At 58.3% G+C, this 12,810-nt stretch carries 16 protein-coding genes and 2 tRNA genes; 15 read left to right on the forward strand and 3 right to left on the reverse strand.

The annotated features are described in order from the left end of the window. Window positions 1-95: 95 nt before the first annotated feature. The 11 genes from AC2FFA_RS06485 to AC2FFA_RS06535 all read left to right on the forward strand — a co-directional run bounded on the left by AC2FFA_RS06485 (window position 96) and on the right by AC2FFA_RS06535 (window position 5,546). The gene (locus AC2FFA_RS06485; RefSeq protein ID WP_496850642.1) at window positions 96-575 is read left to right on the forward strand and encodes a UPF0262 family protein; all 480 of its coding nucleotides are present in this window, start codon (window positions 96-98) and stop codon (window positions 573-575) included. A gap of 3 nt (window positions 576-578) precedes the next feature. Then, the gene (locus AC2FFA_RS06490) at window positions 579-1,031 is read left to right on the forward strand and encodes an arsenate-mycothiol transferase ArsC (RefSeq protein ID WP_496850644.1); all 453 of its coding nucleotides are present in this window, start codon (window positions 579-581) and stop codon (window positions 1,029-1,031) included. Between the two features lie 2 nt (window positions 1,032-1,033). Further along, window positions 1,034-1,432 carry a ketosteroid isomerase-related protein gene (locus tag AC2FFA_RS06495; RefSeq protein ID WP_496850646.1) on the forward strand — a complete coding sequence of 133 codons (399 nt, stop codon included), beginning with the start codon at window positions 1,034-1,036 and terminating at the stop codon, window positions 1,430-1,432. Continuing rightward, window positions 1,425-2,018 (forward strand): GNAT family N-acetyltransferase, encoded by a 594-nt coding sequence (locus AC2FFA_RS06500; protein WP_496850648.1) that lies wholly within the window; start codon window positions 1,425-1,427, stop codon window positions 2,016-2,018. The genes AC2FFA_RS06495 and AC2FFA_RS06500 overlap by 8 nt, the downstream gene beginning before the upstream one ends. Window positions 2,019-2,081: 63 nt before the next feature. After that, window positions 2,082-2,351 carry a DUF4242 domain-containing protein gene (locus AC2FFA_RS06505; protein WP_117868185.1) on the forward strand — a complete coding sequence of 90 codons (270 nt, stop codon included), beginning with the start codon at window positions 2,082-2,084 and terminating at the stop codon, window positions 2,349-2,351. A 67-nt stretch (window positions 2,352-2,418) separates the two neighbouring features. After that, on the forward strand, window positions 2,419-3,294 hold the full coding sequence (locus AC2FFA_RS06510) for a carbon-nitrogen hydrolase family protein (protein ID WP_496850650.1): 876 nt from the start codon (window positions 2,419-2,421) through the stop codon (window positions 3,292-3,294). Window positions 3,295-3,385: 91 nt separating this feature from the next. Continuing rightward, on the forward strand, window positions 3,386-3,604 hold the full coding sequence (infA, locus tag AC2FFA_RS06515) for a translation initiation factor IF-1 (RefSeq protein ID WP_005978431.1): 219 nt from the start codon (window positions 3,386-3,388) through the stop codon (window positions 3,602-3,604). An 11-nt stretch (window positions 3,605-3,615) separates the two neighbouring features. Then, the gene (locus AC2FFA_RS06520; RefSeq protein WP_496850652.1) at window positions 3,616-4,194 is read left to right on the forward strand and encodes a Maf family protein; all 579 of its coding nucleotides are present in this window, start codon (window positions 3,616-3,618) and stop codon (window positions 4,192-4,194) included. Next, a complete protein-coding gene (locus AC2FFA_RS06525) occupies window positions 4,191-5,213 on the forward strand; it encodes a ribonuclease E/G (RefSeq protein WP_496676919.1) in 1,023 nt (340 codons plus the stop codon). The genes AC2FFA_RS06520 and AC2FFA_RS06525 overlap by 4 nt, the downstream gene beginning before the upstream one ends. Then, window positions 5,210-5,392 (forward strand): DNA gyrase inhibitor YacG, encoded by a 183-nt coding sequence (locus AC2FFA_RS06530; protein ID WP_496850654.1) that lies wholly within the window; start codon window positions 5,210-5,212, stop codon window positions 5,390-5,392. The genes AC2FFA_RS06525 and AC2FFA_RS06530 overlap by 4 nt, the downstream gene beginning before the upstream one ends. 79 nt (window positions 5,393-5,471) lie before the next feature. Continuing rightward, window positions 5,472-5,546, forward strand: a tRNA-Phe gene (locus AC2FFA_RS06535). 495 nt (window positions 5,547-6,041) lie between these two features. Here the strand turns inward: AC2FFA_RS06535 and AC2FFA_RS06540 are convergent. The 3 genes from AC2FFA_RS06540 to AC2FFA_RS06550 all read right to left on the reverse strand — a co-directional run bounded on the left by AC2FFA_RS06540 (window position 6,042) and on the right by AC2FFA_RS06550 (window position 7,753). Continuing rightward, window positions 6,042-6,116 (reverse strand) — tRNA-Gln (locus AC2FFA_RS06540). A 90-nt stretch (window positions 6,117-6,206) separates the two neighbouring features. Continuing rightward, a complete protein-coding gene (locus AC2FFA_RS06545) occupies window positions 6,207-7,196 on the reverse strand; it encodes an NADPH:quinone reductase (protein ID WP_496850655.1) in 990 nt (329 codons plus the stop codon). Window positions 7,197-7,291: 95 nt separating this feature from the next. Then, window positions 7,292-7,753: an SH3 domain-containing protein gene (locus AC2FFA_RS06550; RefSeq protein ID WP_496675846.1), complete on the reverse strand. Its 462-nt coding sequence runs from the start codon at window positions 7,751-7,753 to the stop codon at window positions 7,292-7,294. 198 nt (window positions 7,754-7,951) lie between these two features. On the opposite strand from AC2FFA_RS06550, the gene AC2FFA_RS06555 reads away from it, so the two are divergent. From AC2FFA_RS06555 to AC2FFA_RS06570, 4 genes are all read left to right on the forward strand, one after another. Then, a complete protein-coding gene (locus AC2FFA_RS06555) occupies window positions 7,952-8,938 on the forward strand; it encodes a 2-hydroxyacid dehydrogenase (protein WP_117872586.1) in 987 nt (328 codons plus the stop codon). 20 nt (window positions 8,939-8,958) lie between these two features. Beyond that, window positions 8,959-9,348 (forward strand): GFA family protein, encoded by a 390-nt coding sequence (locus tag AC2FFA_RS06560; protein WP_117868195.1) that lies wholly within the window; start codon window positions 8,959-8,961, stop codon window positions 9,346-9,348. A 111-nt stretch (window positions 9,349-9,459) separates the two neighbouring features. After that, window positions 9,460-11,247, forward strand: coding sequence for a gamma-glutamyltransferase (gene ggt / locus AC2FFA_RS06565; protein WP_496850658.1), 1,788 nt, complete (start codon window positions 9,460-9,462; stop codon window positions 11,245-11,247). A 93-nt stretch (window positions 11,248-11,340) separates the two neighbouring features. Further along, window positions 11,341-12,750: an FAD-binding oxidoreductase gene (locus AC2FFA_RS06570; protein ID WP_496850659.1), complete on the forward strand. Its 1,410-nt coding sequence runs from the start codon at window positions 11,341-11,343 to the stop codon at window positions 12,748-12,750. The last annotated feature ends 60 nt before the right edge of the window (window positions 12,751-12,810 follow it).

Consider the following 12,810-nt stretch of genomic DNA (forward strand, 5'->3'; position numbering starts at 1 on the left):
GACGCAAAGACCGGGCATGTATGGCGCTTCTCTGCGTTGCCGACGGAATGCCGTTGTTATAGGTCTGTGCTGACACAAGGATAGTTGCCGTAAAGATGACCCGTATTTCGCATATCGAACTGGATGACCGAAACCTGCCGCCTCCGACCCCCGAGATCGAGCAGGAACGCAAGGTTGCCATCTATGATCTGCTGGAAGATAACAGCTTTGCGCTGCCCAAACGGGATGACCGTGTCGCACCTGATGGGCCTTACCACGTACAGCTGTCGATCCGCGACAAACGGCTGGTCTTTGATATCGAGACGGAAGAGGCCGAAAAAGCCGCTGAATTTCACCTGTCGCTTGGCCCGTTTCGGCAGGTGGTCAAGGATTATTTCCAGATCTGTGAAAGCTATTTCGACGCGGTCAAGACCCTGCCGCCGAGCCAGATCGAGACCATCGACATGGCCCGCCGCGGCATCCACAACGAAGGCAGCCGCGTTCTACAAGAACGGCTGGAGGGAAAAGCAGAAGTGGATACTGATACGGCCCGACGCCTGTTCACGCTGATCTGCGTGCTACATTTCGGGGGCTGACAGGTGAAGCCTCTGCCGCAGTCGGTCCTGTTCTGTTGCGACCACAACTCGGTTCGATCTCCGATGGCCGAGGGGCTGATGAAGAAGTTTTACGGCACGGGAACCTATGTCCAGTCCGCAGGCGTGCACAACGATCTTGAAATCGATGGGTTCTGCATCGCGGCCTGCCACGAGGTGGGTGTGGAGCTGTCCCGTCATCGCTCGCGGTCCTTTGACGAGATGCAGGAATGGGGCGACGATCTCAGCTCGTTCGATCTGGTCGTGGCGCTTTCGCCCGCCAGTCAGCGCCAGGCGCTGGAACTAACCCGGGTTTTTCACCTCGATGTCGATTATTGGCCAATAATGGACCCTACCGGGATGGGCGAGACCCGCGAACAAAAGCTACATCACTACCGACAGACCCGCGATCAGATCATCAAACATCTGAAAGATCGCTGGGGCGAACCTACGGAGTGACCATGAACCAGACCGTTAAAACCTATTTCGAAGCCTTCAATGCCGGTGACGTGGATGCCATGCTGGCCTGCCTGTCAGATGACGTGGCCCATCACGTGAACGAAGGCCATATCCGCACTGGCAAGGACAAGTTCGCCGCGTTCTGCGCGCATATGAACCGCTGCTACAAAGAGAACCTGACCGACATCATTGTGTTCGAAGCGCAGGGCGGCACCCGCGCGGCGGCTGAGTTTATTGTCAACGGGACTTATCTGGTAACGGACGAAGGCCTGCCTGACGCGCATGGTCAGACTTACCGCCTGCCTGCCGGGTCGTTCTTTGACCTCAAAGACGGCAAGATCACCCGCGTCACCACGTTCTATAATCTTGCCGACTGGACCAATCAGGTCTCGAATGGCTAAGGTCACCGTCGTCCGCCCCCTGACAGGTGAGGCGCTGGAACCCGCTCTGGATGACGTTGCCCGCCTGCGGATCAAGGTGTTTCATGACTGGCCGTATCTCTATGACGGCGACCTCGAATATGAGCGGAAATACCTGCAATCCTACCGCGACAGCGACAAGGCCATTGTGGTCGGCGCCTTCGACAAGGACCGCCTGATCGGTGCGTCAACCGGCGCGCCCCTGATCGACCACGCCGAAGATTTCGCTGCGGCTTTCGAGGGCACAGGCCTTGATCTGAACGACATATTCTATTGCGCGGAATCGGTGCTGTTGTCGGAATATCGCGGGCAAGGTGTCGGCCACAAATTCTTCGACGCACGCGAAGCCCGCGCCCGCGGTCTGGGTTTCACCAAATGCGCGTTCTGCGGCGTGCAACGCCCGACAGATCATCCGATGCGGCCTGCTAACTATCGCTCCTTGGATACCTTCTGGCGCGCGCGGGGATACACGCCTTTGCCCGGCGCGATCGCGCAGTTTTCGTGGAAAGATATCGGGGAAGAGGACGAGACACTGAAGCCGTTGCAGTTCTGGATCCGGGATCTCTGAACGCCAAGCGCAGAAAAAAACCTCGAATCGTGGTATTGATAGGTTTTCTGTGGGGGAAGTGCAATGAAACGCTATGTTATCGAACGCGATCTTCCGGGTGTCGGTTCTATGTCCGGTGAGGAACTGTGCGGCGCATCTGCGAAGTCGAACGAAGCGCTGGCTCAAATACCCGGCGTGCAGTGGGAGCATTCCTATGTTGCCGGTGACAAGACCTTTTGCATCTATCTGGCCGAGAGCGAGGACGCGATCCACAAGCACGCCGAGCTCAGCGGGTTTCCGGCCAACACGATCACCGAAGTGACCACGATCATCGATCCGACGACCGCAGGGTAATTGGGCTGTACTCCGGTCTGTGTCCCCGACTAAGGTCATGCGAATTTGATCGCACGGGGACGATGCCATGAAAGTCGCAACCGCCGCCTATAATCTCGATTGGCTCGACAGCTGGGCACAATACGAAGATAAGCTGAACCGCTGGGTGTCCCAGGCCGCAGGGCAGGGGGCCGAGTTGCTGGTCTTCCCTGAATACGGCGCGATGGAGCTCTCGACCCTGGACGGCGCCGAGGTTGCCGGTGATCTGGAGCGTTCGATCCGGGCCGTCTCCGACCGGATGGAAGATGTACAAAACCTGCACACCCGCCTCGCCAGGGCGTACAAAACCTACATTCTTGGCGCATCTGCTCCGGTTGTGGATGGTCCCGGTCGTCCGGTGAACCGCGCCGCATTCTACGCACCGGATGGCAGTTGCGATCATCAGGACAAACAGATCATGACCCGGTTCGAACGCGAGCAATGGGCCATTGCACCCGGCGGTCCGCTGAAGCTCTTTGACACAGCGCTGGGCAAAATCGGTATTTTGATCTGTTATGACAGCGAGTTTCCCCTGCTGGGCCGCGCGCTGAGTGAGGCAGACCTGATCCTTGTCCCGTCCTGTACCGAAGCGCTTTCGGGCTACTGGCGCGTGCGGATAGGCGCGATGTCAAGAGCGTTGGAAAATCAATGCGTTACAGTTATGGCTTCGCTGGTCGGAAACAACGAGTGGTCCGAGGCGGTGGATATGAACACCGGAACAGGAGGTGTGTTCGGCCCGCCCGATAAAGGTTTCCCGGCCACCGGTGTGCTGGCCGAAGGCGCATTGAACCAGCCCGGCTGGACCTATGCAGACGTCGACCTGTCAGCCATCGCCGAGGTTCGCGCCGACGGCCACGTGCTGAACCGAACCCATTGGCAAGAACAGGCCCCCCGAGTCGAATCGGTCACAATATCCGCCCTTTAGGCGATTCCGCCCTTGAAATAAGGCCAGAATAGGCTCATTTAAGCGCACATCCCCGCAGATTCTGCGGGTGCAACGTAATGATGGAGACAACATGGCCAAGGAAGATACGCTCGAATTTCCCGGTGTCGTGAAGGAACTCCTGCCTAATGCGACGTTTCGGGTCGAGCTGGAAAACGGCCATGAGATCATCGCACATACGGCAGGCAAGATGCGCAAGAACCGCATCCGTGTTCTGGCCGGCGACAAGGTTCAGGTCGAGATGACCCCATATGATCTGACCAAGGGTCGGATCAACTACCGCTTCAAGTAACGCCTGCCGCAATGGCGTTTATTCTCGGATCGGGCAGCCCAAGACGGCTGGACCTGCTGGCTCAGCTTGGCGTGCAGCCCGATGCCATCCGCCCACCTGACATCGATGAAACACCCCTGAAGGGCGAGCTCCCGGTTCAGTATTGCAACCGCATCACGCGTCAAAAAGTGCAGGCGGTTCAGTCGGATAGAGACGACGTTACCCTCTGTGCAGATACCACCGTGGCCTTGGGGCGCCGGATACTGGGAAAACCCGAGGACGCGGGACAGGCAGCGGAATTTCTGCATTCCCTGTCTGGTCGCCGTCACCGCGTGATCACTTCGGTTGCGGTCCGGCGCGGAGACCGTGTGCTGCAGCGTGATGTCGTCTCACAGGTCAAGGTCAAACGCCTGTCGGATGTCGAGATAAACGCCTATCTGGCGACCGGAGACTGGCGCGGCAAGGCAGGCGCCTATGCCATTCAGGGTCCCGCAGGGGCTTTCATTCCATGGATTTCGGGGTCGTTTACCGGCATCGTCGGTCTGCCCCTGTCCGAGACCGCGGCCTTGCTGCAAGGCATCGGCTATCCACTGTATCGCGAGGCATCATGAAAGGTCGCACCATTGTTCTGGACCACATCCAAGGCCGCGAAGCGGCTGCGCTGATGGTCGACGGCAAGCTGGATGACTTCCTGATCGCCGCAGACGCACCCGCGCCCGGCACGATCTACCGCGCCCGCGCTGATCGCCCGGTCAAGGGGCAGGGAGGAATGTTCCTGACCACGCCCGACGGTCCGGCTTTCCTGCGACAAGTCAAGGGTCTGGCCCCTGGCGTCTTGCTGTTGGTGCAGGTCAGCGGGTTTGCTGAGCCCGGCAAAGCCATCCCGGTGAGCAATCGCATCCTTTTTAAAAGTCGCTATGCCATTGTCACGCCGGATGCCCCGGGCCTGAACATTTCGCGCAGTATCAAGGACGAGGACATACGTGACAAATTGCTTGAAATCGCCCATGAACACATGGGTGATAGCGCCTATGGTCTGATCCTCCGTTCCTGTTGTGCAGGAGCAGATGCCGAGGATATCTCGGAAGATATCTCAGCCATGTTGGCGCAGGCCGAGCAGGTGATGAGTGACGACGGGTCCGAGCCAGAACTGCTCAGCGAAGGTGACAGCCCTCATATCCTTGCCTGGCGCGACTGGACTGACCCGGCCGAAGTCGTGACCCAGACGGGCGGTTTCGAAACCCACGGCGTTCTGGATGCACTGGATACGGTACGCGGAACGTCCGAGCCTTTGCCGGGCGGAGGGCACCTTTATATCGAACCCACGCGCGCACTGGTCGCCGTGGATGTGAACACCGGAGCGGACACGTCAATGGCCGCGGGCACCAAAGCCAATTTTGCCTGCGCCAAGATGCTGCCCCGGGCTTTGCGCGTGCGTGGGCTGGCGGGGCAGATTACGCTGGACCTCGCTCCCATGCCAAAGAAGGATCGCCGCGGGTTTGAATCCGCTTTACGTGCCGCGTTCAGATCAGACCCGGACGAGACGATTCTTGTCGGCTGGACTCCACTGGGCCATTTTGAGTTGCAGCGAAAACGTGGCCGCGTTCCCGTGATGGAGATTCTGAAATGAGCTGCCCGATTTGTGGAGGGGGGACCACGCAGAAATTTCGCCCGTTCTGTTCCAGAAGGTGTGCAGATATTGATTTGGCCAAGTGGCTGAACGGTTCTTATTCGGTTCCGTCGCAGCGCGAAGAGGACCTGGAAGCCGAGGTTGACACGCCGGACTCCACGCCCGGGCGACCGCATTGAAAAAATGTGAAAAAGCCTCTGGACACCGCTGGTAGCAAGTCATAGAAGGCCCCCACCCAACGACAAACGTCGTTCCCGTGCCCGGGTAGCTCAGGGGTAGAGCAGTGGATTGAAAATCCTCGTGTCGGTGGTTCGATTCCGCCCCCGGGCACCATTAAATCACTGAAATATTTTGTAAATTCCGAACGTTGAGAGTTCAAAATTTCAGCCGTAAAAGTTATGCACTGTTATGCGCTCCTAATTCGGCTCCGACTTGTCCAAAGATTCAAAAAAACCAAATCTCCAAGCAAAAACCTCTGCGTCGAGGGCTGGCTATCCTACTGTATGATCGTAGCCCCTATTGGCACGTTCGCCTTTGGGACCCAATGAAGGGCGGATATGTACTGCGGTCCACAAAGGAAAAATCACGGATCGAGGCCATGGAAGTGGCTTAAGAGTTTGCCGACACGTACCGCAGCATAGCCAACAGCGACCACGCCAAGAAGAAAGCCACCAGCTTTGAACACTATGCCAAAAAGCTGATAGGGGTGCAAAAGGGCAAGTCCAAATGGTCGGGTATCCCACCTTGTATCCCAAAGCCGGAGGACTGGGATACACGACGGGAGGAAGGGGAGGTTTTCCCTTATTTTTCTGGCTTTTCTGAAAAATATGGCTGGGGTGGTAGGATTCGAACCTACGATACACGGTACCAAAAACCGCTGCCTTACCACTTGGCTACACCCCAACGGTGAGCGGCTATCTACGATTGTTGCTGTCAGGGATCAAGAGCGTTTTGTCAAAAAAACTCACGTTGAACAGATTTTTTTCAGGGCGGTCATTTGGTGTCGATCAACACAGCTCCGGTACGGTTTCCGTCCTGCACCATTGCATGAGCGGACGCGCATTCTTCCAGTGCAAAGACCTTTTGAACAGGGCAGGTCAAAGCGCCATCAGCCAAGGCCCTGTGAAGGGTCTTCACAACAAAGGCGCGCAGATCCGACGGAAGAAGATAAATCAAAATGGTCTCAAGCGTCATGGCTTTGAACATCATCGGTCCGAACGGAAACACGGGTGTCATGTCTTGGGCAGAGCCATAGGCGTTGATGCGGCCGTTCTCGGCGATGACCACGGCGTTTGTTTGAATGTTTCGACCGAATTCGACGTCGACGATTCGACCGATTGCTTGCCCGCCATTTGCTTCGAGAATCTCGGTCGAAAGATCTTCGCTGGCGTAATCAAGTACGATATCTGCCCCGGCTGCCTTGACCCTGTCAAAGTTGCGAGGGCTGGCGGTCGCGATCACACGCGCGCCTGCCCATTTGGCAAGTTGAACAGCCAGAAAGCCGACGGTGCCCGCGCCACCGTGTATCAAGATCGTATGCCCATCGGGGCAGCCGCCTGAAAACACCGCATGGCTGGCGGTGAGACCGGGGATGCCCAGAATCGCACCGGTCTGTAACGACACTGTATCCGGCAGGGCGACGGCCTGCGCATCGGGAAGAGTGATGTGGCTGGCGGCGGTGCCAAACGGGCGTTGCCATTGCCCGTTCCAGATCCACACGCGTTGACCGATCCGAGATGCGGATACTCCATCGCCTACGGCCGAGATCACACCGGCGCCGTCACTGTGCGGGATGATCAGGGGGAACTGCGGCTCTGTCACGCCCGGTCTGGTCCCAGCGCGGGCTTTGACGTCGGAAGGGTTCACTCCGGAAAAGGACAGCTCTACCGTGACCTCGCCCGGACCCGGCCGGACCGGAGGGAGGTCCTGTATCCGCAGGACATCAGCCGGGTCTCCGAAGGTGGAATATGTAACTGCGCGCATGATCGTCTCCGTTTTGGTCGAGTTTCACAGCATATCGGCGGGAAACTCAAACACCTTGTCGCGAGTCCGCGATGCGGGGGAGTTCAGCCCAGTGGTTATTCGCGAATCTCGGACGGGTCGACACCCCAAAGGTTCGATTTCAATGTCCAACCCCGATACCCGCCGGCGGTGATCCGGCACCAGTCCAGCGAACAGGTTCCCAGCCGGGCCACTACCCCGGATTCGAAATGCGCATTCACGGGCGAGGTCGGATCAGGTCGGGCATAGACAGGCAGCATTTCGGCTTCAACCAGCACTGTCCGAACGCCCGACAGCAAAGCGTAGTGAACCCAGCCTCCAGCGCCGTCGCGGTCCTGAACCCTTCGCCAATTGCCGTATTCGGCAGTAACCTGCAGCGGCATGCCGCGTCGTTTGAACACCCAGTCGATTCGGTGTGTCAAAGAAGGCCCGCGTCGAACGTTGCCTTCGGCCGCTTTCATCGAGACATAACGGGGTAGGGGCAGGTTGGTGACTGATCCACGTTTCACGTCGGCATGAGCAGCCCACGCGCCGAACATGACCAGAAATACGGATAGTGCCGCCAGACAACGGCGTTTTACCGGTCGAATACCACTCACTGACTGCCTGCTCTTATGCCTGTTGATCCGGTTCCGAAAAAAGGTCGACTCAATGCCAAAGGGGTTCTTGTGCCCCGCCTTTTCCTGCGCCACGATGCCATGGCGCGCGTCCGTTTGCAAAGCAGTGGGAGGGCCGAGGTGCCAAGAGAACGTTTGAGTGTTGTCGTTACGCGACGGTTGCCCGAAGCGGTCGAAACACGTTTGAGCGAGTTATTTGACGTGCGCTTGCGCGACGATGACACTCCGATGACGCGCGAGGAACTGGTGGCCGCAGTGCAAGACGCCGATGTGCTGGTGCCTACGGTAACTGATGCGATTGATAGCGGTCTACTGGGGCAGGCGGGCGAAAAGCTGAAGCTCATTGCCAATTACGGGGCTGGTGTCGACAATATTGATGTGTCCACAGCGCGTCAGCGCGGTATTCTGGTGTCGAACACGCCGGGTGTGCTGACTGATGACACCGCCGACATGACGATGGCCCTGATCCTGGCAGTTACCAGACGCATTCCCGAAGGTCTGAGTGTGATGCAGCAAGGAGATTGGTCCGGCTGGGCACCCACCGCTTTTCTGGGAGGTCGTATCGGAGGTCGTCGTCTGGGTATTCTGGGCATGGGACGGATCGGGCAGGCAGTAGCGCGGCGTGCAAACGCGTTTGGAATGCAGGTCCACTATCACAACCGTCGCAGGCTGCGCCCAGAGACTGAGCAGGAACTGGAGGCAACCTATTGGGAAAGCCTGGATCAGATGGTCGCGCGGATGGACGTGATCTCGGTCAATTGCCCCTCAACGCCGTCGACTTTCCATCTGATGAACGCACGTCGTCTGAAACTGATGAAACCCTCGGCGGTGATCGTAAACACGTCACGTGGCGAAGTCGTGGATGAAAATGCCCTGACCCGGATGATCCGTGCAGGTGAAATTGCGGGGGCGGGGCTGGATGTCTACGAACAGGGCACTGACGTGAACCCGCGCCTGCGGCAGTTGCCCAATGTGGTTCTGTTGCCTCATATGGGATCGGCAACGCTGGAGGGCCGGGTGGAGATGGGCGAGAAGGTCATTATCAACATCAAGACTTTCGAAGACGGCCACCGCCCGCCGGATCAGGTTGTGCCGGCGATGCTGTAGCACTCCGGAAAGGAGCAGGAATGGACGTTTATGAAGGAGGATGCCGATGTGGAAATCTGCGCATCAAAGCTTCAGGTCGTCCTCTCAGGGTGGGGATTTGTCACTGTCTGGATTGTCGCAAGCATCATGGCGCTTTGTTCTATGCGGCGGCCGTTTTCCCGGATGACAGAATTGAGGTTTCCGGCGAAGCGCGCGGCTATGTTGACAGGTTCTTTTGCCCTGGCTGCGGCTCTCCGGTCTTTGCGCGCAGCGGAGCTGAAGTGGAAGTGCATCTTGGGTGCCTTGATGCGCCAGACCAGTTGACGCCAACTTATGAAAGCTGGGTCACCCGGCGTGAAGCGTGGTTGCCTGATTTCTGTGGAATGACCCGCTTTGACCAGGGTCGATTGGCAGACGGCTTAAAGGCTTAACTCATGTGACGGAAGTCTGCCGTGTGTTCATGCCCGTGCAGCTTATCCTTGTTCAGAGTGTGTTCGGCGTACAGTTTTGATAATTAAGGATGTATTGGAGGATTTGATCAGATGAGACGTGTTTCAGTTCTACTGCTTTCTGCATTGTGTTGTGCAACCCAGGGGTTCGCTCAGGAAGCGGCCGATGCCGTTGCGCCGGAAACGGCCACGGAAGGGCAGGTGCAGGCCGTGACAGAAGAGGTCATCGCCGCGCTCGAGGCCAAGCTAGATGGTATTCCGGTCACGTCTGAGACCTGGATGATTGCCGCAGCCAACCCGCTGGCCGTGGAAGCCGGAGCCAGAGTATTGCGCGCAGGTGGATCCGCCGCAGACGCAATGGTAGCGGTGCAGGTCGTGTTGGGCCTGGTCGAGCCTCAATCCTCGGGCTTGGGCGGTGGTGCGTTTCTGGTCTGGTACGACGCAGCGACCGGGCAGATGACAACCCTAGACGGACGTGAAACCGCACCGCTTGCGGCCACACCGACCCTGTTTCAAGACGAAAGCGGAGAGCCGCTGAAGTTCTTCGACGCAGTTGTTGGTGGGCTGTCCGTGGGTACTCCGGGCACACCTGCTTTGCTGGAAGAGGCGCATCGCCGCTGGGGTCGTTCTGCGTGGCCGGGATTGTTTGCCGATGGAATCCGGTTGGCGGACGAAGGGTTCCTGGTGTCCCCACGTCTGGCCAGCCTTGTCGAAAACGATGCCGAGCGCCTGTCGCACTTCCCGGAAACCGCTGAATACTTCCTGTCGGGAGGCGAACCGTTGCAGCAGGGGCAGCGCCTGATGAACCCGGCTTATGCCGAAACACTGCGTGTGTTGGCCAGTGACGGGGCGGCTGGATTCTACGGTGGTGAGATTGCAGCAGATATCGTGCGCACGGTTCGCAACGCTCCCGGCAATCCCGGTGTTCTGTCCGGCGCGGATCTTGCGCTGTATCAGGTGATCGAACGCGAGCCGGTTTGCGCAGAATACCGTGCCTATGAAGTCTGCGGCATGGGCCCGCCGTCGTCGGGTGCGTTGACCGTGGGGCAAATTCTGGGGATGCTGAACAGCTATGATCTGGCGGCCATGGGCTCGGAAAGCGCCGAGGCGTGGCGGCTGATCGGAGACGCTTCGCGTCTCGCCTTTGCGGACCGGGGCCGCTACATGGCCGACAGCGATTTCGTACCCATGCCGACCAGCGGGCTGGTCGATCCGGCGTACCTGTCGCAACGTGCTGAATTGCTGGACTCCGAAGGCGCTTTGGCAGAGGTCGGACCGGGGCAACCAGAATTCGATCACGCGCTAAACTGGGCGGATGATGTATCGCTGGAATTGCCCTCGACCTCGCATATCTCGATCGTGGACGGCTATGGCAATGTGCTGTCGATGACCACGACCATCGAGAACGGCTTTGGTTCACGCCTGATGACAAACGGGTTCCTTCTGAACAACGAACTGACGGATTTTTCGTTCAAGACCCACAGTAACGGCGTGCCGATTGCCAACCGACTGGAGCCCGGAAAACGTCCGCGTTCGTCCATGAGCCCGACCATCGTGATGCAGGATGGCGCGCCGGTTTTGGCTATTGGTTCTCCGGGTGGCAGTCGGATCATCGGCTATGTGGCCAAGTCGATCATCGCCTGGGCCGACTGGGGAATGGATGTGCAACAAGCCGTGTCACTGCCGCATCTGGTCAATCGTTTCGGGACTTACGACGTCGAGGCCGGGACCTCTGCAGAAGGCTTTTCTGACGGGCTGACCGAGCTTGGATTCGAGGTAAATCCGCGTGACCTGACATCTGGCCTTCACGCCATCGAAATTGGCGGCGGGCTGAGCGGTGGTGCCGACCCGCGCCGCGAAGGTATTGCGCTGGGCGAATAGGCCCTCGGTATTTGTGGGGATTGCCCGCACTTAGTGGGCCAATTAGTCATAGACTGAAAGGCCCGCGATGTGTTGGGGCAAGGGAGGATGACGATGGTGCAGGCGACCGCTTTGCCTCGGAATGAAACAGGTATCGAAACCGTCATAGGTGTTCTGAAACAACGCTTTGGCGACAGGTTGCAAACTGGTGCCGCAATCCGGGAACAGCACGGGCACACCACGACCTGGATCGAAAACCAGAGCCCGGATGCTGTGGTTTTCCCGCATACAACGCAGGAGGTTTCGGAAATCGTCAAAACCTGTGCCGCGCACAGGGTACCGGTGATCCCCTTCGGCACTGGAACGTCGCTGGAAGGGCATGTGAATGCGCCAGCGGGGGGAGTCTCGGTCGATCTGATGCAGATGGACAAGGTGCTGGCGGTCCACGCCGAAGATCTGGATTGCGTCGTGCAGCCAGGCGTCACGCGTGAGGCGCTGAACACCCATTTGCGGGACCAGGGTCTGTTCTTTCCGATTGACCCGGGGGCGAATGCCTCGCTGGGCGGTATGGCCGCGACCCGCGCTTCGGGCACCAATGCGGTGCGGTATGGAACGATGAGGGACAACATTCTCAGCCTTGAGGCGGTCATGCCGGACGGCCAGATCATCCGTACCGGTCACAGGGCCAAGAAGTCATCGGCCGGGTATGATCTGGCACGTCTTTTGATTGGGGCGGAAGGTACGTTGGGGATCATCACCGAGTTGACTCTGCGGTTGCAGGGCATCCCCGAAGCGATCAGCTCGGCCAGGTGTTCTTTTCCATCGGTCGATGCAGCGTGTCGTGCTGTGATGATGACCATTCAGTATGGCATTCCGGTCGCCCGAATAGAGTTGCTGGATGAAATGTCGGTTCAGGCGGCAAACGCCTATTCCGGGCTATGCCTGCCGGAAACGCCGTTGTTGCTGCTTGAATTCCATGGCTCTGAAAGCGGTGCAGCGGAACAGGCTGAAACCTTTGGTCAGATCGTCGAGGAGTTCGGCGGCACTGACTTTGCTGCGACCTCGACCACCGAAGAGCGGAACAAGCTTTGGCAGGCCCGGCATGATATGTATTGGGCGTGCCTGCAACTGCGCCCCGGCGCGCGTGGCATTTCCACAGATGTCTGCGTGCCGATCTCGCGTCTGGCGGAATGTGTGACCAGCACCCAACAGAAGGCATCCGATCTTGGTTTGCTCGCGCCAATGGTCGGGCATGTGGGGGATGGGAACTTCCACTCGCTTCTACTGATCGACATGGAAAATACCGAAGAAGTTGTCAAAGCCGAAGAGTTTGTCGGCTGGTTGAATGATCTGGCAATTTCAATGGAAGGCACCTGTACAGGTGAACACGGCATCGGTCAGGGCAAAATGCCTTACCTCATCAAGGAACTGGGTGCTGCCACGCAGTATATGGCGGCGATCAAGGCCGCTCTGGACCCCGAAAATATCATGAATCCCGGCAAGGTTTTGTCCGACCAATCGTAATGATTTTCGCGTTCTGGCCCGCATTGCGCCTTCAAATCGTCCACATGTTTTGGTTTCACA

Source organism: Ruegeria sp. YTSB088, assembly GCF_059609825.1.